The sequence below is a fragment of the Pseudomonas baetica genome (genome assembly GCF_019733355.1).
Classification (GTDB): Bacteria; Pseudomonadota; Gammaproteobacteria; order Pseudomonadales; family Pseudomonadaceae; genus Aquipseudomonas; species Aquipseudomonas baetica_A.
In genome coordinates, this window is the sequence record NZ_JAIHLQ010000021.1 from 87,110 (window position 1) to 111,163 (window position 24,054).

At 55.3% G+C, this 24,054-nt stretch carries 18 protein-coding genes; 12 read left to right on the forward strand and 6 right to left on the reverse strand.

Going from position 1 to position 24,054, the window contains the following annotated elements:
- The first annotated feature begins 2 nt into the window (after positions 1-2).
- Both K5E40_RS19880 and K5E40_RS19885 read left to right on the forward strand, forming a co-directional pair.
- Positions 3-1,862, forward strand: coding sequence for a hypothetical protein (locus K5E40_RS19880; protein ID WP_169864279.1), 1,860 nt, complete (start codon positions 3-5; stop codon positions 1,860-1,862).
- A complete protein-coding gene (locus tag K5E40_RS19885; protein WP_169864281.1) occupies positions 1,849-3,477 on the forward strand; it encodes a GTPase in 1,629 nt (542 codons plus the stop codon). The genes K5E40_RS19880 and K5E40_RS19885 overlap by 14 nt, the downstream gene beginning before the upstream one ends.
- A gap of 155 nt (positions 3,478-3,632) precedes the next feature.
- On the opposite strand, the gene K5E40_RS19890 is transcribed toward K5E40_RS19885, so the two are convergent.
- The gene (locus tag K5E40_RS19890; RefSeq protein WP_170037966.1) at positions 3,633-4,505 is read right to left on the reverse strand and encodes a WYL domain-containing protein; all 873 of its coding nucleotides are present in this window, start codon (positions 4,503-4,505) and stop codon (positions 3,633-3,635) included.
- 119 nt (positions 4,506-4,624) lie between these two features.
- Here K5E40_RS19890 and K5E40_RS19895 point away from each other — a divergent pair, with 119 nt between their 5' ends.
- The 10 genes from K5E40_RS19895 (at position 4,625) to brxL (ending at position 19,599) form a co-directional block, all read left to right on the forward strand.
- The gene (locus K5E40_RS19895; RefSeq protein ID WP_169885060.1) at positions 4,625-4,882 is read left to right on the forward strand and encodes a hypothetical protein; all 258 of its coding nucleotides are present in this window, start codon (positions 4,625-4,627) and stop codon (positions 4,880-4,882) included.
- A gap of 11 nt (positions 4,883-4,893) precedes the next feature.
- Positions 4,894-5,943 (forward strand): ADP-ribosylglycohydrolase family protein, encoded by a 1,050-nt coding sequence (locus tag K5E40_RS19900; protein WP_170037968.1) that lies wholly within the window; start codon positions 4,894-4,896, stop codon positions 5,941-5,943.
- A gap of 207 nt (positions 5,944-6,150) precedes the next feature.
- Positions 6,151-6,354, forward strand: a complete 204-nt coding sequence (locus K5E40_RS19905; RefSeq protein WP_010463602.1) for a helix-turn-helix domain-containing protein — start codon at positions 6,151-6,153, stop codon at positions 6,352-6,354.
- Positions 6,347-6,958: a DUF1819 family protein gene (locus tag K5E40_RS19910; RefSeq protein ID WP_169885065.1), complete on the forward strand. Its 612-nt coding sequence runs from the start codon at positions 6,347-6,349 to the stop codon at positions 6,956-6,958. The genes K5E40_RS19905 and K5E40_RS19910 overlap by 8 nt, the downstream gene beginning before the upstream one ends.
- A complete protein-coding gene (locus tag K5E40_RS19915; RefSeq protein ID WP_169885067.1) occupies positions 6,955-7,611 on the forward strand; it encodes a DUF1788 domain-containing protein in 657 nt (218 codons plus the stop codon). The genes K5E40_RS19910 and K5E40_RS19915 overlap by 4 nt, the downstream gene beginning before the upstream one ends.
- Before the next feature lie 11 nt (positions 7,612-7,622).
- Positions 7,623-11,180, forward strand: coding sequence for a BREX system P-loop protein BrxC (brxC, locus tag K5E40_RS19920; RefSeq protein ID WP_170037970.1), 3,558 nt, complete (start codon positions 7,623-7,625; stop codon positions 11,178-11,180).
- 71 nt (positions 11,181-11,251) lie between these two features.
- Positions 11,252-14,779, forward strand: coding sequence for a BREX-1 system adenine-specific DNA-methyltransferase PglX (gene pglX / locus K5E40_RS19925; RefSeq protein ID WP_170037972.1), 3,528 nt, complete (start codon positions 11,252-11,254; stop codon positions 14,777-14,779).
- 22 nt (positions 14,780-14,801) lie between these two features.
- The gene (locus tag K5E40_RS19930) at positions 14,802-14,984 is read left to right on the forward strand and encodes an AAA family ATPase (protein WP_198832883.1); all 183 of its coding nucleotides are present in this window, start codon (positions 14,802-14,804) and stop codon (positions 14,982-14,984) included.
- Positions 14,977-17,484 carry a BREX-1 system phosphatase PglZ type A gene (pglZ, locus tag K5E40_RS19935; protein WP_170037974.1) on the forward strand — a complete coding sequence of 836 codons (2,508 nt, stop codon included), beginning with the start codon at positions 14,977-14,979 and terminating at the stop codon, positions 17,482-17,484. The genes K5E40_RS19930 and pglZ overlap by 8 nt, the downstream gene beginning before the upstream one ends.
- A 12-nt stretch (positions 17,485-17,496) precedes the next feature.
- A complete protein-coding gene (gene brxL / locus K5E40_RS19940; protein WP_170037976.1) occupies positions 17,497-19,599 on the forward strand; it encodes a BREX system Lon protease-like protein BrxL in 2,103 nt (700 codons plus the stop codon).
- Positions 19,600-19,830: 231 nt separating this feature from the next.
- Here brxL and radC read toward each other — a convergent pair whose 3' ends face one another.
- The 5 genes from radC to K5E40_RS19965 all read right to left on the reverse strand — a co-directional run bounded on the left by radC (position 19,831) and on the right by K5E40_RS19965 (position 23,833).
- A complete protein-coding gene (radC, locus tag K5E40_RS19945; RefSeq protein ID WP_172312784.1) occupies positions 19,831-20,328 on the reverse strand; it encodes a RadC family protein in 498 nt (165 codons plus the stop codon).
- 51 nt (positions 20,329-20,379) lie between these two features.
- Positions 20,380-21,300, reverse strand: a complete 921-nt coding sequence (locus K5E40_RS19950) for a hydrolase or metal-binding protein (protein WP_038443645.1) — start codon at positions 21,298-21,300, stop codon at positions 20,380-20,382.
- Positions 21,301-21,377: 77 nt separating this feature from the next.
- A complete protein-coding gene (locus K5E40_RS19955) occupies positions 21,378-22,382 on the reverse strand; it encodes a YqaJ viral recombinase family protein (protein ID WP_032902034.1) in 1,005 nt (334 codons plus the stop codon).
- 81 nt (positions 22,383-22,463) lie between these two features.
- On the reverse strand, positions 22,464-23,432 hold the full coding sequence (locus K5E40_RS19960) for a DUF932 domain-containing protein (RefSeq protein WP_032902033.1): 969 nt from the start codon (positions 23,430-23,432) through the stop codon (positions 22,464-22,466).
- A 71-nt stretch (positions 23,433-23,503) separates the two neighbouring features.
- Positions 23,504-23,833, reverse strand: coding sequence for a hypothetical protein (locus K5E40_RS19965; RefSeq protein ID WP_038443644.1), 330 nt, complete (start codon positions 23,831-23,833; stop codon positions 23,504-23,506).
- Between the last annotated feature and the right edge of the window lie 221 nt (positions 23,834-24,054).

Below are 24,054 nucleotides of genomic sequence, written 5' to 3' on the forward strand. Positions count from 1 at the left end.
CGATGACCGACCGCCACGCCAACCGAAATGATTTGTTAAATGTCTTCGCCGGGATTGCCGGTGAGTTCGATCAGGTCAAACGCCAGATCGATCGCCGGGAAAGTGTCCTCAAGGCTCAGCTGAGGAAGCTTAATGACGCACGCAAGACTTCGCCTTGGCGTGAAAGCCCGCTTGAGCAGCGTCACCCGTTGCAGGACATGGCTGAGCGCTGTCAGCAGGGGCTCGACAGTCAGCTTGATGCCTGGATCAGGAACGTCGAAAACTATGAGCGCAATACTTCGTTTCGCAAGGATTTCGATGACTCGCTACTGATCTTTGTCTACGGCAAGGTCAAAGCTGGAAAATCCTCCCTGGGGAATTATCTCGCCTACGGGAACTCTGCTCCGGACGCGGCCTTGATCGACAGCGCTTCCCCTCGCCCCGAGTTTTTCTGGCGCGAAAGTACCGGGACTGCGGAAACCATGTCGGCAGAGTTGATGAGCAAGCAGCGATGCTTTGGCGTCGACGTGGTGGAAGCGACCAGCTCAATCCAGGGTTTCAGGTTGCCGGGTATGACCTGGGTCGATTCCCCTGGGGTTCACTCGGTCAACAGCGTCAACGGCCAGTTGGCCGACGACTATGTCGCGTGTGCCGACCTGATCGTATTCCTGAGCAACTCCAGCAGTCCTGGCCGGCACTCCGATATGAATGAGGTCGTCGGGTTGCTCCAGAAAAAGAAAAATCTCATGGTGCTTATCACTGGCAGTGATGTGATTGAGGAGGATGTTGATGACTTGGGTAACTTGGTTAACCAACGGGTAATGAAGGCGCGATCCGATCGTGATGACCAGATTGGTTACGTCGGGTCGGAGCTGGCCAAAATCGACCCATCAGCACAATCGCTCCTGAATCAAATCAATATTCACTCGATTTCGGTGCGTTATGCTGAGGAAGGTGGCCCCCAGGAGCAGGCGCAACGCTGGCAGGACAGTGGGCTGGCCGACTTCGCCGCAGATATTGGCAACATAGCCCGTTCCAGTGGGCTCGCCCTCAAGCGCCAGACACCCTTGAAGAATCTGCAGGCGTTCTGCCTCAAGCTGGCCGAATCGACGGATCAGCTGGAAAAAGAGCTGGTTGATATCAGAACAGGGCTGAACGCCGCGCGTAAGGACCTGAAACTGAGCGTCGATCATATTCTGAGCCAGCTCAGAAAAGAATTACCGGGTCAGATCGAAAAGTATGCCGATCAATATGCGATGAACGACCAGGCTTTCTCTGAAGCCTGCCGTAAGTTGCTCGATCATGCTTTCCAGTATTACGCCAGCGAACTGTGTGATTCGATTGGCCAGAAATTCGAAAACATTGAAATTCACGACCAAGCGGTTGGACCTGTCGCCCGAGAGGCCCCCCAGTTTTCAGAGCGCGTTGAAAAAATCAAATTCGACTCCCGCCGCAATGAGTCATTCGGCAGGGCGGGCGGGGCAGGTTTCGGTGCCTGGGGGGGCGCTGAAGGTGGGGCAGCTCTAGGCACTTTGATCATGCCAGGTGTGGGGACGGTCATCGGTGGCCTGATCGGTGGCGCACTTGGAGCCTGGGCGGGAAACAAGGCTGGGGGCGCGGCGGGAGAATACTTCAATACCAGTGAAGAAATCGAAGTGGCTGTGGGCGACAACCGCGACGAAGTTTCACTGGGGACCCGCGAACAGTTGCTTGAGCTTGCCGAGAACCGGCTGAATGTCCTGTATGAGCAACTGGACCAATTGTGCTTTATCGACATTGCCGACTGGTTGAAAAACTTCCACAGCGCATTAAAAGAGATGCGCCAGCACACGCTTACTCAAATTCAGGAAATCGAAAAGGAGCTGTCCCATGGCATTGCCTGACTTCGCACGGGTTATCCACACCTATGAACGGGTCAGCACCCCGCTGGGCCGTTGGCTGTCCGAACAACAACGTGATGAGCTGGGAGCCCGGTTGCAGACCAAGGCTGAGCAGTTACACCCTCGAATCATGGTCTACGGCAACTACAACGCTGGCAAAAGTACCCTGCTCAATGCCTTGATGGGGCGGGCAGATGCCAAGATGGCGGATCGACCGGAAACGGCCGCGGTAACTGAGTACCGCTGGGGCAATTACACGCTGCTCGACACACCTGGTATCGACGCGCCGATCGAGCATGAAGAGGTGGCTGAGAACCAGCTGCAAAATAGCGAAGTTGTGTTGTTCGTGGTCGCTGCAGGCGGTGCCACCGACGAAGCGAAAACCTGGGAGCGGCTGGTCGATATCGTCGCTTCAGAGCGCCGGTTAATGCTCATCGTCAACAACAAGGCAGGTATTACGGTCGGCGATCGCGATTATGTCGGCATCACCGATCGCCTGCGCATTCATCTGCAGCGTGCGGCGAGCGAGCGCGGTATTGAAAACATTCTGGACAAGGTCCCGGTGCAATGGGTCAATGCCAGAAGCGCCCTCAAAGGACGACTCGAAGACAAGGCGCCGCTGGTAAGCGCCAGCGGCATTCTTGACTTGGAGGAGGCGCTGGGTGACTTCCTTGAGCAAAGCGACACCGGGACAATCTTCAAGGCTTGTCGCAAAGACCTGGTGGTTGCGATCGAACAAGCCAATTTGCGGTTGGTGCAGGCCGGCAATGACCGTCAGGCTGAAGCGCTGACGAAAGCCAAACTGCAGATTGAAAACGAGCGCAGCCGTCTGACTGCATGCCTAAACGATCACCTGGATCGCGATTGTCGTAGCGCAAAGCAGGCAATTGTCAGTCTGATTACTTCAGTAGCAGAAGGACAAGTCAGGGGTGACACCAACCAGGCGATGGAAGAGGGGGCGGCAGAAGTTGTCCAGTCTCTGGGCGACAAACTGATGCGCACGCTGGAGTACGAGCTGCCCAAGACTCAGCAGAGCCTCGGTGAAATCGGTGAGAAACTGGCCGAGTCCACTCTCCGACACGCTGACGCCATGCTGAATGCGGATCTGGATGCGCCGCAGGATGCTGGTGAAAGCATCCTGTCGCCAGCCATCAAGGATGCCTTGAAGAAAGTCCCCATGGGTAATGTCAAGGACATGACTGAACAGGGAGTGAAAGCGGCACTGGAGCTAGGAAAAGAGTTTCTGCCCAAACTGTTCAAAGGTATTGGCCCCAAGACCATGGGACGCTGGGCCAGTACAGCGGGTCGCTGGGCGGGGCCTTTGGTACAGGTCGGCGTGGCGTTGTACGACATCTACCAGGCTATTCGTACAGAGAATGCGGAGAAGGCAGCGCAAGCTCGTCGTACCAAAGCCATCGACGACTCTGCCAGTTCGTTTGTCCACGATTTGCGTCAGGCCTACCAGTTCCAAATCACTCTGGTGGTTGAGCAGGTATTCAAACCTATGGATGAGTGGATCGACGCGCAAAGCCAGGCTCTGGTGCAACAAGACAAGGCCGCAGAGAACGATAGAATTCTGTTCGAACAGGCACTGATTGAACTGCGCCCGCAAGACTGATCTGGTCCTTAACGCATCTCATCTCAACATTCGCTCCGGACATAGGACGGGGCGAATGCTTCCAGAGTGCCCAGAGTCACGCCTATTATTCTTCCCTCTCGGAGGTTCAATTAATTCGTGATGCAGTGCGTCACGAATTAAAATGCCGGGTTGAGTCACTCATAAAGCCAAGGCTTCAACTCATCCAGATTCCTCACCACGATCTGCTGCGCCGCCGCTTTGGGGTCGAGCTTTTTCGGATCGATTTGAAAACGCTGCAACACATACTTGACCAAGGCGCGGCGTGTCGGAATGATCAGCACGCCATCCTCCATGCCGAAATCGGCTTCGATGATTGCCTTCTGTTCTGGTTTGAGCCTTGAGTCGGGTTCTATGATCACGGCTACCTTGGTGTTCCAGTCTTCATCCTCGTCGATGAGGTTCTCGGTCTTGCGTTCGTACTCAGGTTTGCCGCGCAGGCGACTCAGCACAAAATCTCGGTATTCACGATTCTTCTCGCAATACGCCCGCACATGCCAACGCATACCGGTGTAAATCAGTGTGTGTGGTGCAATCAAGCGAGTTTCTGGAACCGGGTTAGCGAGTGAAACGTACTCGACTTCAATAACCTCGCTGTCGCGGCATGCCTTAAGCAATGGGCGCAACACTTCAGGTCGAATTGTCCGGTCAGGCACCTCCAGCACCATGGTGTGGGCATACGCCAAGGCCAACCCTTCCACATGCGGCGCACGGGAATGGGTCTGGTTCAGCAGGTGCAGATAAGCGCTGGCGCTGTCGTCGATGAACAGTGGTTTGAACTGTTTGCTGGGGACATAGCCCTTCAGCTGCTTGTCATATGTAAGGTTTTTAGGCGCATGTTCGGTGATGTAAGTGTTGATGTCTTTAGACGCCTGCTGACGACTGATCCCGAAGCTCTGGATCAGATGCACCGTGGTCAGCCGGCCTTCCCACCAGGCGACGGTCTCGATCAAGCGATAACGAAGTGCCAAATCCCAACGAACCTGCTTGATGTCTTGATTGCGTTTCATGACAGCTCCATATGCGTGAATACTTTACCTGTATAAGTCTACATTCTATACCTGTCGTAAAACACTACATATCCTTGATCTGTCTTCGAGCTCAATCGAACTCACTAAAGGATGTGGACATGACAATGTCGGATGCTGTTTCGACAGGTGCATTGGTGATGATGGGAGCAATCCTGCTGACGCTTGTGCTGCAGTGCCTGAGGTTGCGGGAGCTCTGGAAAATGGCTCTTGGCTGTCAAAAGGGCACGCGCTGGGCACGGATTTTGGATATGGAAAACTGGGAGCTGCGCTCGGCGCTGCGCGCTGAGAAAGCGCACATCGAGCAGCTGCAAAGAAAGCTGGTGATTTTGCAGGAATTGATCCCAGCAGAGGGATAAGGGCGAAGGATATGAACAGACTTGAACGGATCAAAGGTTGCCTACTGGGCGGTGCAGTCGGCGATGCGTTGGGCGCCACGGTGGAGTTCCTCGAATGGCCTGCAATCGAAGCTAAATTCGGTTCGCAGGGTATCGTTGATTTTGCCCCTACTTTCGGTATCTCCGGTGTCATCACCGACAACACGCAGATGATGCTATTCACGGCCGAAGGCTTGCTGCGGGCTTATGTGAGAAGTAGTTCACGAGGGATTTGCCATGTTCCCAGCATTATCCACCATGCGTTGCTGCGCTGGCTGATGACCCAGAATTACCCTCCTGCGATACTAGTCAGCAGGGACGGGTGGTTGATCGAACAGCGAGAACTCTGGTCTTGTCGCGCCCCTGGCACCACATGTCTCACGGCCCTCAAGGCCACCCAGCGGCTTGGTGCTGTCGCCGAGAACAACAGCAAGGGCTGCGGCGCCTTGATGCGCGTTGCTCCCTGTGCATTCTTTGCTAACGCCTTTGACTACGCTGCCCAGTCAGGGCGCCTTACTCACGGGCACCCTACAGGCTACCTGACGGCAGGGCTGTTCGCTGACATCCTCCAGCGGATGGTCAGGGAGGACAGTCTCGAACATGCAGTTAGCGAAAGCCTGGCCAAATATGGGCAAAAGCCCGGCATGGAAGAAGCTCGCAGCCTTATCGAGCGTGTGCTGTTTTTCTTCTATGAAGGCTACAAGCCCACCCCGCAACGCATCGGCGAACTCGGTGGCGGTTGGGTCGCTGAAGAAGCGCTGGCAATTGGCCTCTGGTGTGCCCTGACGGCGAGCTCGTTCGAGGATGGCGTCATAACAGCGGTGAATCACGGTGGCAACAGCGACGGTTCCGGACTGATCACTGGACACATACTTGGTGTTCAGTATGGCGCTGCGGCGATTCCTGCTCGGTGGTATGGACAATTGGAACTGCGCGAAGTGATTGCGCAGATTGCCGAGGATATTGAGCGCGTTCCGCGTGATTACTGTGGGTATGGCGGAGAGTTCGATCAGCTGATCGAGCAGATGTATCCCGGCGGGTGAGGGAACTGATGGCGACGCATTTTCATTTCGCCACTGAGCTATTCGCAGCGTAGGCTTACCAAAGCAAACTCGCTAGGCTGCCCTTTGAAGCCATTTTGAAGTGGCGCAGGCATTTGTCAGGCATTAATCCTGAGAAACAGCTTTAACCTTATTAAAACCGACAAAAACGGCTAATATCAGCACGTTTTTTTATCGGCAGATTTAGCTATGACTGATCGTTGGCACAGTGTTGATGAAATTGCCGAACACCTCGGCGTCAGCAAGGACACCGTTTATGCATGGATTGCCAAACGCAGCATGCCAGCCCACAAGGTCGGTCGGTTGTGGAAGTTCCAGAAGGTTGAGGTGGATACCTGGGTCAAAGCTGGCGGAGCCAGTGACGAATCGCAGCAGGCGCGAAGTGATGGCTGAGCGTTATCGTCTTTCTTTCACCACGGGTGGCCTGTTTTTGCAGGAAGCACCGCTGGTTGTGGAGCGCTATCTAACGCTGCGTGATTGGAAGCAAACACGGGAGCAGGTGCGTGGTGAGAACCTGTTGCAAGTTCGTACAGCGGCTGCTGCGACACGTATCAGTAAGGAGTTGATCGCGCGTCTGGAGCTTTTGGATCCAGAGGAGCTGGAGTTTTTGGTGGATGGCAGCCTGCGGGAGCAAGGCTACCTTCTGTGGGCTGCAACTTGCCGGCGCTATGCGTTCATCCGCGACTTCGCTCGCGAAGTTCTGCGCGAGCATTACCTGCTTATGCGCCGCCAACTCACGACAAGCGATTACGATGCCTTCTGCAATGCCAAAGCTTTGTGGCATGCCGAGCTGGATGAACTGGCTGCGTCCACGCATAGCAAATTGCGACAAAACCTGTTCCGCATGTTGCGGGATGCCGACTTGATCAGCGCACAGCACCAGATTCAGCCTGTGTTGATAACTCCAGCGCTGGCCCATTTACTGGTTCGCCACGATAACGAGCAATTGCTGATATTCCCGGCAACTGACCATGAACTTAAAAGGTGGCTGCAATGAGCCAAAAAATCAGTCAGCAGCCGCTGGCAGCCCGCTTTGAACACCTATTGAACGTCATGAGCGGTCAACGCTTTCTGGAAATGAAAGGGCTGAATAATGATCTGCCGTTCTACATCTGCGAATTCAAGGCGGCTGAAGCCTTTGAGATACAACGCATGCAGCGGCAACTGGTCAACACGTTGGCCGGTCTGCGTATCGATTGTTTGCAGGGGCGTGGTGTAAAGGTATTGGAAGTCAGCCTGTACGACCTGACCATCGACTTGCTAAAGGCTCGTGAGGGCAGTGACGAAGGTGTCAGCTTGTGGGAACAGATCCGGGCGGTTGAGCCCGATGTGGAAAAAGAAGGTCTGCTGGAACTTTTGCAGGGTGTATTGGATATCAAGGAACACCTGGTCCCGGCTATTGGCGAACGTATTGCTCAGGCGGATTACGACGTGCTTTTCCTCTCCGGCATCGGTGAAGTGTTCCCCTATATTCGCTCGCACAACGTACTCAACAATCTGCAAAGCACGGCCAAGGACAAACCCACGGTGATGTTCTTCCCCGGTGAGTATCGGCATTCGCTGGAACAAGGCGCGTCACTGGAGCTGTTCGGTCTGCTGCACGATGACAAGTACTACCGTGCATTCAATATTTTCGAGTCTCAGGTGTAAGGAAGCAGTCGATGAAACTCAACGGAATTTTCAAGAGCCCAGTCAGTCGCCCGATTGAGGGCGTCATCAAGGCCGACGACGAAGCTAGCTTGTTCAACGAGCTCAGTGAATACGTCCTGACTGACGAAGTCGCCAAGCGTCTGGAGCACTTCCTCGATGCCTATACCGACTACCACCATGCCAATGGCGTCTGGGTCTCCGGCTTCTTCGGCTCGGGTAAGTCGCACCTGCTGAAAATGCTCGCCCTGCTGCTGGAAAATCGCCAGGTCGACGGCAGTACTGCATTGGACATCTTCCTACCCAAGATCAAGGATGACGACGAGCTGTTGCGCGCCCAGCTCAAGAAAGCTGTCGCCATCCCCTCGAAAAGCATCCTGTTCAACATCGACCAGAAGGCCGACATCATCAGCAAGACCCAGGTCGACGCCTTGCTTTCTGTGTTCGTCAAAGTCTTCAACGAGATGTGTGGTTATTACGGCAAGCAGGGCTACATTGCCCAGTTTGAACGCGACCTGGACAGTCGCGAACTGTTCCAACCGTTCAAGGAAGCCTACCAGAGCATCGCCAATAAGCCCTGGGAGCGTGGTCGCGAGCAGGCGCTGCTGGAGACAGGCAACATCGCCAAGGCCTACGCCCAGATCACCGACGAAGACCTGGCGCTGGCCAAGGGCATCCTCGATAAATACCGCGCTCAACACAGCGTTTCCATTGAAGACTTCGGCAATCAGGTCAAGGAGTGGCTGGACAAACAGCCGCCCAACTTCCGCCTGAATTTCTTTGTCGATGAGGTCGGTCAGTACATTGCCGACAACACCAAGCTCATGACCAACCTGCAAACCGTGGCTGAAAGTTTGGCCACCAAGTGCCAGGGCCGGGCATGGGTATTTGTCACCGCACAGGAGGATATGGACTCTGTGATGGGCGACATGAGCAAGCAACAAAGCAACGACTTCACCAAGATCCAGGCGCGCTTTGCCAACCGTCTCAAGCTCACCAGCGCCGACGTGGCCGAGGTGATCCAGAAACGCTTGCTGACCAAGAACGATTCCGGTGCCGAGCTGCTGAAAACCGTCTACAACCAGCAGCTCAACAACTTCAAAACTCTGTTCGACTTTGCCGACGGTGGACAGCACTACCAGAACTTCCGCGATCTGGAGCACTTCACCTACTGCTACCCCTTCGTGCCCTACCAGTTCCCGCTTTTCCAGTCGGCCATTCGTGGCATATCCATGCACAACGGCTTTGAGGGCAAGGCCAACTCGGTGGGCGAACGCTCCATGCTCGGTGTATTCCGCGAAGTGGCCATGGCTATCGACAGCGAGCCAGTGGGCCAGCTGGCCACCTTCGATCGGATGTTCGAAGGCATTCGCGGCGCGCTGAAAAGCGCTATTCAAAGCGCTATCAACAATGCCGAGCGGCACCTTGGCGACCCATACGCGGTGCGCGTGCTCAAAGCATTGTTCTTGGTCAAGTACGTCAAGGAGTTCAAGGCCACTCTGCGCAATCTCAATGTACTGATGCTAGAGCGTTTTGGCGAAGACATTCCAGCCCAACGCAAGAAGCTGGAAGCGGCACTCAACTTGCTGGAGCAGCAAACCTACATCCAACGCAATGGCGAGCTCTACGAGTACCTGACCGACGAAGAGAAGGACATCGAAGAAGAGATCAAAAACACAGAGATCGAAACTGCCGATGTCATCAAGGAGCTGGAAACCCTGCTGTTTGATGGTGTGGTCAAGCAGCGCAAGGTCCGCTATGAAAACGGCCAGGACTACGCCTATACGCGCAAAATGGACGACCGTTCGCTCAGTCGTGAGTTTGAGTTGGCCATCCACATTGTCACTCCGCTTAGTGACAACTTCGATAACCTCACGGTGCAGCGTATGCAGAGTATGGGACGTGATGAGCTGCGCGTGGTGCTGCCGGCTGATGCCCGGTTCATGCAGGATCTCACCCTGCACAAGCGCACTGAGAAATACATCCGACAGAACAGCAGCACCCAGCAGGAAGCGGTCAAACGCATCATCGACGCCAAGGGTTTCCAGAACAACGAACGTCTGGCCGAGCTGCAGGATCGTGCCAAGGAGCTGCTCGGCAAAGCGCACTTGATAATTAACGCCGCCGACGTGGAGGCCACCAGCAGCGACGGTCAGGCCCGTATTCTCAAAGGCTTCTACCAGCTGATTGAAACTACTTATCCGAACCTGCGCATGCTGCGCGATGTGCCGTTCAACGAGAATGACATCGGCAAATACTTGCGCCAGGCCCAGGACGGTCTACTCGGCAACGACGCTACTAGCCTGACCGAGCCCGAGCAGGAACTACTGGCCTATATCCAGAGCAATGCTCGCAGCGGTGTGCGCACCACGGTCAAAACCCTATTGGAGCGCTTCGAGCGCAAGAACTACGGTTGGTACTACGCGGCCATCCTCTGCAACCTCGCGCTGCTTTGCGCACGCGGCAAAGCGGAGGTGCGGCAAGACAGCAACCTGCTGGAAGGCGACAACCTAGAGCGCAGCTTGCGCAACACCAACGCTCACACCACCTTGGTGCTGGAGCCGCAAATCGAGTTCAGCGCCTCCCAGGTTCGCCATCTCAAAGAGTTCTTTGCCGACTTTTTCGACCGTCCCGCCAGCTGCAACGAAGCCCGCGCTCTGGCACGTGAAACCATCGACGCCATCAAAGAACTGGAGATTGATTTAGCCGACCTGCATGGGCAAAAAGCCTTGTATGGCTTCCTCAGCGTGCTGGATGGCGTGATGGCTACTCTCAAGGAAATCGCCGGCAAAAACGCCAGCTGGTTCCTTACCGAACTGTCCCGCGCCTCCGATGCCATGCTCGACACCAAAGAGCAGATCATTGAGCCGCTACGTCGCTTCATGGGTAGTCCGCAAAAAGCTATTTACGATCAGGCTCGCCAACTGGTGCAGGAGCAGGAAGACAATTTCGCCTATGTTGCCACGGGGGAGGTTGAAGCCATCAAGGCATTACTCACCGAGAATAAACCTTGGCAAGGCAACCGCCTGCAGCAGGCCAAACCGCAACTGGAGGCCCTGCAACAAGCCATTGCTAACCAGCTAACCAGCGAGAAGGCTACCGCAGTCAGCCGGCTTGCCGAGTTGGAGCAGCGTCTGCAGGGGAGCAACGAGTACGGCAGTCTTAAGCCTGAGCAGCAGGCTCAGCTCGCTGTGCCGTTTGTTGAAGCTCAGCAGTCAATGCAAGGGCAGAAGCGTATCGCCATGATCCGCGATCAGTTGCGTGCCTTCGAGGACAACCAATACGCACAGTTACTGCTCAAATTAGAGCGACTGGCTCGTCCGCAACCGGTACCAGATCCAATCCCACCCTTTTCTCCGCCACCAGCGGGAAATCAGGACATCGATTATCCGCCGCCACCAAGCACAGAACCACCCAAAGTGGCCGAACCGCGCTTGGTGCCCGCACGATCTATTACGGTGGGTTACAGCAAGCCTTGGCTGGCCAGTGAATCCGAGTTGGATGATTACTTACGACAGCTGCGCGAAGCTTGGCTGAAGGAAATCCAAGCAGGCAACCGCGTACAGATTTGAAACGGACAAGTGCCCCGATCATTTTCGTGAAACCACACAAATGATCGAGCAGGCCCATAAAGAGAAGAATGATGGAAACCACCAAACTCAAGAAGTTCGCCCAGCACACACGTCGCCTGCTCTTGGAGCAAGTGGGCGCCAAGCTCTCCCTAGTGCTATATGCAAGCAGTGCTGCCCGCCGTGAGAGTCCGCAAGCCGTTGCCCAGCTGGAAAAACAAATCGCCGCGAACGGCCGTGAGCAGCTCATCGACAAGGTCGCCTACACCTGGTTCAACCGCTTCTGCGCCCTTCGCTTTATGGATGTAAACGGTTACACCCGTATCCGCGTGGTATCGCCCGCTGATGAAGGCCAGTTCCAGCCTGAAATACTGGCTGAAGCCAAAGCGGGACATATCGACGATGAGCGCGTGCCCGAGAAAGTCCGCCAGCAGATCCAGGCTCTGCTTAGCGGTAACGCCCCTAGCCACGATCCGCAGCAGGAAGCCTATCGTCTGCTGGTAGTGGCCGAGTGCAACGCCTTCCACAGCGCCATGCCTTACCTGTTCGAGCGCATTGCCGACTACACCGAATTGCTGATGCCGGATGACCTGCTCTCGGGCAACTCCATCCTGGCCTACACCCGCGAAGCCATGACCCCTGATACCTGCCAGGACGTGGAAGTCATCGGCTGGCTGTACCAATTCTACATCTCCGAGAAAAAGGACTCGGTTTTTGAGGGTCTGAAGAAAAATCAGAAGATCACGGCAGAAGATATTCCCGCAGCTACCCAGCTGTTCACCCCGCACTGGATCGTGCGCTACCTGGTGGAAAACTCTCTCGGCCGTCTGTGGATGCTCAACCATCCTAACTCGGCACTTGCCAGGCAGATGGATTACTACATCAAGCCCGAGGCTGCAGAAACTGACTTCCTCAAGATCGATTGCCCCGAAGACATCAAGGTCTGCGATCCGGCCTGCGGCTCCGGTCACATGCTCACCTATGCCTTCGATCTGCTCTATGCCATTTACGAAGAGATGGGCACTGACCCTAGCGAAATCCCGGAAAAAATTCTTACCCACAACCTCTACGGCATCGAGTTGGATGAGCGCGCAGGGGAGCTAGCCGCTTTTGCACTGACCATGAAAGCCCGCGCCAAGCAGCGCCGCTTTTTCAACAAGGCCATCGAGCCAAATATCTGCGTGATGGAAAAAGTGGTGTTCAGCCATGACGAGCTGGATGAATACATCACGGCCGTAGGGCGTGACCTGTTCACTCTTGACCTGCGTGAAACCCTCAAGCAGTTTGAGGAGGCCGATAACTTTGGCTCGCTGATCCGTCCCAAACTCAGCAGCGTGCAAAACGTGTTGCCCGTGCTGGAGGCCAAGGACATGGCAGGCAGTCTGTTCCTTGCTGGCACCCACGCTAAAGTGCTGCAGGTGCTACGAATGACCGACTACCTGAGCCCGCGTTATGCGGTGGTAGTTGCCAACCCTCCGTACAAGAAAAAGGCAGATCTAAATGAGTCATTGCAAAGCTGGCTCGATGTTGAATACGTCGAGGGTAAATACGACCTTTATCAGGCGTTTATCCTAAGAAGTCTGAAGCTGGTTTTAGCAAAGTCATATGTTGGCATGATCACGATGCAGGGTTGGATGTTCGCGCCTAGATATGAGGCGGTTAGATCTGTGATTTTATCTAGGTCAACAATCTGCACGATGGCCCAGCTTGGAGAGCGCGCATTTGACTCTATTGGTGGGGAGGTCGTTTCGACTACTGCATTCGTCTTGAGTAGCGCGGCCAATGAAGACTTCAAAGGAGAGTTTATAAAGCTGACTGAAGGCCAGTCTGAGGCCGAAAAGGATGCTGATCTTTTGAAGGCGATTCAAGTCCCTCAAAGCAAAATACGCTATCGGGTTTCGTCGGAGCAATTTGAAAAAATCCCAGGATGTCCGATAGTTTTTTGGGCATCTGAAAGGATGAGGAATTTATTCACAAGCTATCCTTCGATTTCCAAGGAGATCATCACGAGGGAAGGGCTCGCGACTGGTAGTAATGCCACGTTCTTACGGGAGTGGCATGAGGCGAGCGTGATGAATGTCGGTTTTAACATTAAAAGTGACGCCGAGGCTAAAACATCTGAAAAAAGATGGTTTCCTTATGTGAAGGGTGGTGGCTCTAGGCGTTGGTATGGTAATTCAGAGCATTTTGTAAATTGGTTTGATGATGGCCGTGAGCTTAAAAATTTCAAGGATGAAAAGACAGGGCGTATCCGCTCTCATAACTACAACGGTGAGTATGGCTTTCGTGAGGGGTTCACTTGGTCTGGCATTTCGAGCAGCGACTTTGCTGTTCGTGTGGTTCCGTGTGGTTTTATGTTTGATGCCAAAGGGCCAATGGGTTTCGTCAGTCAGTCAAGTAAAACGGAGGCCGTAGAGGCATTTCTGAATAGTCGTGTATGCAGCTTCCTACTAAGAATGCTTGCTCCTACGCTTGATTTTAAACTCACCCACGTGCTTAGTTTACCGTTCAAAAAGCCAGACGATGAGCAGTTGAATGATCGGGTTCGGCGCAGTGTGCTAGCCGCAAAGTCCGACTGGGACTCCTACGAAACCTCCTGGGACTTCACAGTTCTGCCATTGCTACACCCCGGCCACCGGCAGTCCACCCTACAAGCCGCTTATCAACAACTCCACTCTCACTGGCGCGAGATGATGCTAGAAATGCAGCGCCTCGAAGAAGAAAACAACCGTATCTTTATCGAGGCTTATAGTCTGCAGGATGAACTGACACCCGAGGTGTCGCTCAAGGAAGTCACCCTCACATGCAACCCACACTACCGCTACGGTGGTGACAAGTCAGGGGAGGAGCTGGGTGCGCAGCTGTTGGCCGATACGATGCGCGAGTTTTTGTCCTACGCCGTGGGCTGTATGTTTGGCCGCTACAGCCTGGACAATCCAGGGCTGGTGCTGGCCAACCAGGGCGACACACTGGCTGAGTATTTGCGCCAGATCCCCGAGCCGAGTTTTATGCCGGACGAAGACAACGTGATCCCGCTGCTGGATGGCGAGTGGTTTGCTGACGATGTGACCGAGCGTTTCCGCACCTTTTTACGCGTTACCTTCGGCGTGGAGCACTACGAGGACAACCTAGCCTTTATTGAGGCATCGCTGGGCAAGGACGTGCGCAAGTACTTTATCAAGGACTTCTACGCCGACCATGTGAAACGCTACAAGAAGCGCCCGATCTACTGGTTGTTCGCCAGCCCTAAAGGCACCTTCAGTGCGCTGATCTACCTGCATCGCTACCGCACCGACACAGCGAGTGTGGTGCTGCAATACCTGCGCGACTTCCGCAAAAAACTGGCTGCACGGCTGGACCACCTCCAACAAATCGGCATCAGCACCAGCGCCAGCCAAGGTGAAAAGACCCGCGCCCTCAAGGAAATTGAACCGCTCAAAAAGCAACTACTGGAGCTGGACGACTACGAGCGTGACACCCTCTACCCGCTGGCTACTAAACAAGTGCCGCTGAATCTGGATGACGGCGTCAAAGTAAACTACCTCAAGCTCGGCTCGGCGCTGAAAAAGATCGTCGGGCTAGATGCCAAGGGGGATGAATGAAGCATAACAAGGAGCAGATACAATGCTGATTCAGTCCATCCAACTGAACAATTTTTTGAGCTTCGGCGCGTTCTCTACCGTCATCCCGCTGGGGCCGTTGAATGTCATCATTGGGCCTAATGGTTCGGGTAAGTCCAACCAGCTCGAGTCAATCGAATTGTCGAAACGCTGCAGGCTCGGATTGGGAATGCATAAACATGAGTAACCCCAAAATCACCCAGGCCCTGAGTAACCTGTTCGACAAGCAGCGCATAGTGTTCTGGTATGACACGCGCCTGGAGTTTCGCGCTGATTTCGAGACGCTGGAGTTGCCGGATGTCGAGAAAGTCGAGCTGGCTAACAATGAGTTTGGCGTGAAATACCGCCTCCTGCGAGAGCAACCGGAACAGAAGTTTCTGATCTACCGTGAAGGTACTGAGCCTTCGCATTTGCACAATTGGCTGTTGGATGTGCAGCTTGCCAGTGGCAATTGCTTCCGTACCGATCAGGTTGCCTTGTGGCTGGCTGAGCTGGAGTTGGGACCGGACTGCTACCCACTTTTGGAAGCCCATGTGGCGTTTTTCGAATCCGCCAAGCGCCGTGAGGCCCTTAGCAAGTTACTTGAGCCGGGTGATTCGCAGAACCTGCTGCAACGCAAGATGCTCGCCGTGTGTGCCGGCAACGAGCCGCGCTTGGATGTGATTCTGGAAAGCCTGCTGGGTGATCTGGCCGCTGGCAAAGATGTGCGGATCAAGTTAATCGAAAGCAGCGGCTTGAATACCTATCTGTGGGAGCAGGTGAAGCGCGCCTATGGCTATAGCTCCGAGCAACCAGGGTTGCACGATTTCGTTATCGAGCTGTTTAAGGCTTGTTTCATGCTTGGGATCGACCCGGCTTACAAGGCGCGACTGTCCGCTGAGGCGCTGGTGTTCCTCAAACGCTGGAAGGACAGTCGTTCGCATGAGCAGAGTTTCGAGACACTGTCTGAGCAGTGCGCGGCGGTGCTGCAGATTGACGACAAGCTGCAAACTCTGGACTGGCGCAGCCTGCTGGAGCTGGATTATTTCGAGCTGATCGACCGCAAGATCCTCAGTGAGCTGGTACGTGCCGTGGTGGCCAGTACAGTCACCGCTGTGGAGGTTGAGCAGTGGGTACGCCAGCGCCGCCAGAGCCACTGGTTTGAGCGCTTCAAGGATGTGTACCTGGCGCTGGAGCATGCGGCGCAGTTCATCCAGGTGCTGGACATAACGCAGCTGCAAATGGAATCGCTGACTGATGGCGTGAAAAAGTACGCCAGCCAGTGGTTCAGGCTGGATCAGCGTTACCGCAAGTTCGTCTATCACCTGCGTGAATCCGGTCAGGCTTCGCTGCTGGGTGAGTTGGCTATGCAGGTCGAGAATCTGTACGGCAACAACTACCTGAGCCGTCTTAACGACCGCTGGCAGCAGCACGTGGATGCGGCGCAGCAGTGGGAGGCCGCGCCCGTAGTGCTGCAGCGCAATTTCTTCAGCCGCTATGTGCAGCCCTTTGTGGAGCGCAGAACTAAGGTGTGTGTGCTGATTTCCGATGCGTTCCGCTATGAGGTAGGCGAGGAGCTGCAAAGCCTGATTCGTCAGGAAGATCGCTTCGAGGCTGATCTGGAACCGATGCTGTCGATGCTGCCGAGTTATACCCAGCTGGGCATGGCGGCACTGCTACCCAACAGCAGCCTGCAACTGGCCGACAACGACAGTGGCGATGCCATAGTGGATGGTCAGAGCGCTCAAGGCTCGGTCAACCGGGGCAAGATTCTGGCGACCAGGGTGCCAGCATCTCAGGTGGTACGAGCCAAGGATCTACTGGCGATGAACCAGGCCGACTCTCGTGCCTTGCTGCGCGACAATGAGGTGGTTTACGTTTATCACAACCTGATCGACAAGACCGGCGACACCCGTGATACCGAAGAACGAGTGTTTGCGGCGGCCGAGGAAACGCTCAGTGAGCTAATCCGTCTGGTGAAGAAGCTGACCAACGCCAATGCCAGTAACCTGCTGATCACTGCCGATCATGGCTTCATCTATCAGAATCATCCGCTGCAGGAGAGCGATTTCCTCAGCGGTGAGCCAGAGGGCGATGAGGTCCTCTACCGCGACCGGCGTTTTGTACTGGGTCGTAGCTTGCGCGAAGGAGCCAGTTTTAAAACCTTCAACCCGGTGCAGCTAGGCCTGACGGGGACGCTTATGGTGCAGATTCCCAAATCCATCAACCGTCTGCGGCTGAAAGGCTCTGGTAGTCGCTTTGTGCACGGTGGTGCCACCCTGCAAGAGGTGGTGATCCCGGTCATCCGTATTAACAAGAAGCGCCAGAGCGATGTGGGTCGGGTGGGTGTGGAGTTCATCGGTGTCGGTGGTAAGACCATCACCACCGGGCAGTTGGCGGTGGTGCTCTATCAAACCGAGGCAGTGACCGAGAAACTGCAGTCGCGCCGGTTGCGTGCAGGTTTGTTCACGCTGGACGGTGAGCTGGTATCCGATCAGCATGAGCTGTTGTTCGACTTCAGCTCTGCTAACCCGCGTGAGCGGGAGTTGCCGGTACGCTTCATTCTCAGCCGCAAGGCCGATGAGGCGAACAATCAGCAGGTGGAGCTGCTCCTTGAAGAGACCGTGGAAGGCACTTCACACTTCACACGGTACAAAGCCGCGCGTTACTCCATTCGCCGCTCGTTCAGCAGCGAATTCGATTTTTAAGCAGGAGCTCCAATGAGTCAGCTCGACGACAAGATCAACCAGTACTTTGCCGGCCTGGTGGTGCGCAAAGACCTGGTCAAAGCGGTGAAGGGCAACGCCATTGTGCCGTCGTATGTGCTGGAGTACTTGCTGGGCCAATACTGCGCGACCAATGACGAGGCGACGATCCAGACCGGTATCGAGACGGTCAAGGAGATTCTGCGCAAGCACTATGTCCACCGAAACGAAGCAGGGCTGGTACGCTCGACCATCAAGGAGAAGGGGCGGCACAAGGTTATTGACCGTATTAGCGTCTCATTAAACGACAAGGATGACGTGTACGAGGCTGAGTTCGCCAACCTGGGCATCAAGAAGGTGCTGATCGACTCCAACACCGTCAAGGCCCACCAGAAGCTGCTGGTAGGTGGTGTTTGGTGCATTGCGGATGTGGAGTATGAATACACCGAGGATAAGTCTGCCTCACCTTGGATTCTGGCCTCGCTAAAGCCAATTCAGATTTCCCGCTTTGATTTCGACGGCTATCTGGAGGCGCGTAAGCAGTTCACCACTGATGAGTGGATTGACCTGCTGATACAGAGTGTAGGCTTCAATCCGCAGATGTTCGGCAAGCGCAATAAGCTCGCCCAGCTTATCCGCCTTATCCCGTTCTGCGAGCGCAATTACAACCTGATAGAGCTGGGGCCGAAGGGCACTGGCAAGTCGCACGTTTATTCCGAGTTCTCGCCCCACGGCATTCTTATCTCCGGTGGCGAAGTTACGGTTCCCAAGCTGTTCGTCCATAACGGCACAGGTAAGCTCGGCCTGGTGGGTTACTGGGATGTAGTGGCTTTCGATGAATTCGCCGGCAAGCAAAAGCGAGTGGACAAGGCTCTGGTGGACATCATGAAGAACTATATGGCCAACAAGTCGTTCTCACGGGGAGTGGAAACCTTGGGAGCAGAGGCCAGCATGGTGTTTGTGGGTAATACCGATCACACCGTGCCGTACATGCTTAAGCACACGGACCTGTTCGACCCGCTGCCGGAAAAGTTCCACGATTCAGCCTTTCTCGACCGCATTCACAGCTACATCCCCGGATGGGAAGTGGATGTCATCCGTGGCGAGATGTTCTCCAGTGGTTATGGCTTCGTGGTGGACTACCTGGCCGAGATCCTGCGCTCGCTTCGTAGTCATGACTACTCAGATCGCTACAAGGGACAGTTCACGCTATCCGACGATATTTCGACGCGCGACCGCGATGGCATCAACAAAACTTTTTCTGGTTTGATGAAGATCCTGTACCCGCATGACGAGGCGACAGACGCCGAAGTGGAAGACGTATTGCGCACAGCAATTGAAGGGCGCAAGCGGGTGAAGGATCAGTTGCTACGCATTGACGCGACCTATCCAGCAGTTCGCTTTGCCTACCAGGGTGCTGATGCTCAGGAGCGATTGGTGCGCACACTGGAAGAGGATGAGTACCCTAACCAGTACCATCGTCGGGGAGCGACTGAAGTTTCTGCTATCGATTTACCCCACGTCGGCACTGACCATTTGGCGCTTATCGAGGCAGCGCCAGCCAAGCAAAGGCCAATTTCACGCCCTATCAATCCAGTGTCTGTGGAGCCTGTGCTGAAAGAGCAGCATTTGGTCTTCCACGAAAATCAGCGAGGCCTGAGTTTTGACAAGTTGTTCAGTCCCTATCTGGTAGGTGCCAAGCGCATCATCATCACAGACCCCTATCTTCGTATGTTCCATCAGTTGCGCAATTTGATGGAACTGATGGAGACCATTAGCAAGCTGCAAGGTCCGGAAGATGAGGTGGTTGTTCATGTGGTGACCGTTGAAGATGATACAAATGGTGATCGCCAGACCGAAAGCCTGCAGAAGATCTCTGATGCTTGTACCGGTGTTGGCATCCAGTTCAGTTGGGCCTACGACACCAGCGGCACCAAGCATGATCGAGATATCACAACCGACACGGGTTGGAAGATAGTGCTTGGACGTGGCTTGGATGTTTTTCAACGCTTTGAGCTGAATGATGCCTTCAGCTTTGCGAATCGGCTCCAGCAGCATCGGCAGTGCAAAGAATTCAGTGTGACCTTTGTGCGGGTTGACCCGGCAGCTTGCTCGTAGGTTTACGGCGATTAGGCAGAGGCACTCTGATTGGTGTTCGCGGTACGAATAAAGAAAAAAGTTAGGTCAACTGTGGACGCCCTTAGGCGTGGGGAAGTCATAGTGTCGGCTGCAGCAGGAGCTGAGTACAACCGCTGGATTACGACAAAAAATAAGTGAGGGGAGTTTCCCTGCCGATGACTGCCCTAGCATCAGCCAAGGGCAGTCTATCGGGCAGTGTGAGCCTAGGCGTTATAGGTAACCTCGTTCAGCCAACGATACGCAGCCTTCGTGGCCTACAACGATATGATCCAGCGTCTTTGTGCCAATCATGTTGAGGGCGTTCTTGAGGGTGGTGGTCAGCGTGCGATCGGCCTGGCTGGGTTCGGGATCTCCAGAAGGATGGTTATGCACCAGTACCACGGCTGCTGCGTTGTGCTCTAGGGCGATCTTGACCACTTCCCTTGGGTAAACGCTGGCCCCGTCCAGCGTGCCGCGAAACAGCTCCTGAAATCCGATAATCCGGTGCTTGGTGTCGAGCAGCAGAAGAGCAAAGACTTCGTGCTCATGGTACTGCAGCAGTGTTTGCAGGTGGCTGAAGACCTGCTTCGGCTCTGTCAGTGCCCGGCCTTTAGACAGGCGACTCATTGCCAGTTGTTGCGCCATACGTAGGATGTCAGCTTCGGTGACAGGGGAGTCCATGACATAGGTGCCGGTCGTTTCACCGGCTTGGAGTTTGTGATATTTCATTTGGGTCTTCCTATACGAGTGCGTGAGAACGAAGGGTTCTGAGAAACCCTGTTACTGGACGGTGGGCTTGCCGTTGTGTCGCGTGGCTTGCGACTCCAATTTTTGGGCGAGTGAGGGTTTGGCAGGCGCTGCCGGTTGGGCTTTTGGCTCTAAAGGGCTGGGCTGATCTTCAATGCTGGGGAAGAACTCCTCGACGATGGCCCCGGTGTCCTCCTCACTGTCTTCAAAGGCCCCATTGTTAAAGCCCTGCCGGGCCGCGTGATCCAAGGCGCTCTGGTCAAAACCCGCGGCTTGTCGGGTTTCCTCCAGCTGCTGGGCTTCCAGTAAGGCGTCTTCTAAGCTCAGGCCGCTGCGCACCGTGATATCGACGTAGAAGATCGGTGTGCCGTGGCTCTGCCGAGTGGACTTACCCCGCAGACGCAGCTCCAGCGGCAGACAGGCCAGGCGATTGCCGGAGATTGCGCTGAAGTACTGCAGGCGTGCCGCCAGGGTACGTATGCTGTTGAACCCAGTGGTACGGAAGACGAAACTGCCCAGCGGATCGTCATCGCCAATTACCACGTTCAGCCGGCCGTAAGGCTTGCAGGCATTGCCTTGAGCCAGTGAACAGCCATCCGGTGAAGGACAGGGCAACGACTGGATGCCGTCCTTGGTCAAACGCTTGCAAGTCTCGCCGTTGCCTACACACAGCGGCCGGCCGCTGTTACGGTCAAATAGGCTGTAGTCCGCCCGAAAGTTCAGGTCAGGCTCGTTGAACAGCAGCCGGATCGGAATACTGCGTAGCTTGCCGTCCTGGCCATTGCGCAGCTCCTCATTGAGTGGATGCAGCAGCCAGCCGTCGCGGCTCTGTACTTGGGAGGTAAGGGTGAATTGATCGTCCTTTTCCGGTAGACGCTTGCCGTTTTTCTCGACGACCTTGCCGATGGAAATGCGCCCGAGTACCGGAGGGGTAATGGCTAAACCTTTGAGCATGGCGGTTCTCCTTAATCCGGAAATAAAAAAGCCACCGGGACCTAAACGGTCCGGGTGGCGTGGGTGAGTGGGATGATTCAGCCGATCAGGAAGCGGCGACTGCCTGTTTTGATCTTGGGGTAGCGGGCCTGCAGGTAGGGTTTGTCCTTGAGCATCTGTTCGACATCCAGACCAAGGCTGTCTTTGGACTTCTTCCAGCTGATGTAGCCTTCCGCAAACTCTGCACGGGTGGCTTCACCCATGGCCTGCTGCAGGACCTGCTTGAGCTGCGCCTCACGCGTCTCTTGCTGAGCAATGCGCTGGCGAACAGCCTTGAGCTCTAGGTAGGTGCTGGCCAACTCCGTTTGTTGGCTGAAGTCCAGGGTCTGCCCGTTATCCTCGGGGTAGAGGCAGCGCAATGCCGCGTCTGCTGAGGCCGTGCCATCGGCCTGTGGTGGGGTGTCACTGACCACGTAATCCCAGAACAACCGCTCCAGGTCGATCAGCCGAGCAATCATCGATTCGTCCCGTTCGATGCGATGGACCTCCAGGTGCTGGCCACCGAGCAGTACCGCCACATCCGCCGCCTGCTTGCCGGTGACGGCGAGCTGATGCATGACCTGCAACTGCACATACTCCGGTACACCTTCTTTCCAGAGGCGAGCCCCGTTGATACCGGCCGTTTTACATTCGAGGATCTGCACCTCTGGCGCGCCGATCACCTCTCGGTCGATGTTGGCCAGCATCCAGGCCAGTTTTGGATCAGGATGCTGCAGCACCGCATTGATGCGGCGGACCCGATGACCGCTGCGCCGGCTGTAATGCGTCGCCACGATAGGCTCCAAAATGTTGCCCCAGTAAGCTGGGCTGTCTTCATCCTGTGGATCGAGTTTGGGCAGTGAGGTGTCACGCCCAGTTTTCTCCAGCCACAGCTCCAACTGGGATTTATACGGGTTAAGTCCGACGGCTGCTGCGGCATCCGAACTGCCGATACCTTGTTTGCGAACTGCCAACCAGTCCTCACGCGGCAGTTGTTTGGTCCCCACCAGGCGTAAGGCGGGACGGGGTTTGTTACTGGGGTGTTGCAGAGTTTGTGTGTGCATGATGTTTTCCTGTGCGGCATAAAAAACGCCCAGCCAGCAGAAGCTGACCAGGCGTTTTAATAGTTGATTAAGTGAGTGGAGCTAGGCGGCGAGTTGCAATGCGGCTTGCAGGGCGCGTTGTTTGATGAGAGCCCCTTGGCCAAACCAAGCCGAGTCCATGCGGTATTCAGTACTTCGGGCACGTCGCTCGTGATCAACGTACTCGGTCACCGCATTGAGCAAGCCCCACGCAGTTCCTTGGGCCGATTCCAGCGTGGCGCCGCGACCTCCGCCTTCGTATAGGCTTTGAACCTTGCGCAATGCGCGCTCGTTCGGCAGGACTTCGGGCAGTTTGCTATTGGGGGGGACGTCACACACAACGCTCATGAAAAAGCCCATCGCTTCATGCCACTGCACCTTGCGTTCAGACAGAGTGCGCATTCGATGCATGAAGGTGTCCCACTGTGAAACGGCGATGCCTAACTGCTTTTTCACCGCCTGCGGATCGAAGCGGGTGTTGTGCGGTACCTTGATCGCGCGGGTGGTGCCATCCAGAGCGATGGTCAGGGTGTTGTTGCAGACCACGCGCACGGTGGTCGGGGTCGCTGTGGTGGCCAGAGTGCCATCACAGGAGGTGGCCAGCAGTAGGTAGCCATTCACCTGGTCGTTACCACGGAGCGTCGTGCCTTGCCCAGTACGGGCCAGCGCCCAGAACTTGCGACCGCCTTTGAGCACTCCAGCGGTTTCCAGTTCGTAGCCCGAGACTTCAGTCAGATCCCGGTAGAACTCCAGCACTTCACGTGGCTGCACCACCTGGTAGCGCTGAGAAACCACCGACAGAGGGGCCTTGGTGTCGGAGCGATACAGCACCTTCTGCTCAGGGAAGGTATGAATTGAGCCCAGGTGCCCGATGGCGTCAGACTTAAAATGGACCGGGCTTTCCTGAATCTGCCAGTCCATACCCGCTTCACGCTGCCAGACTTCGAGCGGTTGTTTGGGGGAGAGGCGACTGCCCAGACCATGCCAGGGCGTGGCACCAACGTAAGCCATTTGTTCAACGAGATGAGCCATGGAAATGATTCCTTGCGAATGAAGGGAAAAGCGCGTCGTTTCATTAACCAACGACGCCTGTTCACAACGACTTAACGGTTGACGCTGAAGCTGTAACCGCACGCCAGGCACTGATAGTTGTGAAGGATTTTTTCATCGATCTGCTCGCCCAGCGTGGCCCCGGCAATGCCACCTGCGACCCCACCGAACAGACCACCCAAAATCGCCCCGGCGATGCTGCCGATAGCGATTCCCACCGGCCCGCCGACTACTCCCAGCACCGCGCCGGCTTCTGCGCCTGAAAGGGCGCCGGCGGCACCGCTGGCCACACCGCCTGCCGCACCAATTAATCCACCCGTTTGTTTACCGATATTTTTCGTGACGACGCGTCCAGAGTTACAGCTTGGGCACGGGTTATACATACGCAGATCCTCTCCAGTGATGAGCGTGCTGAGCCAAAAGTGAGCACGCCAAATCCCCGACAGCAGTCGATACCGTGGGGCGTTCACGTAGGTGATATAGATCTGAAATATTTTCGGATGTGATTTCGATCGGTAACAGCTGGTGCTTGCGGTAACTGAACTCGGGTTGACTTGCCGATCTCAAGACCTATAATTACCAAATGGTAATTAATGGTGGTTGT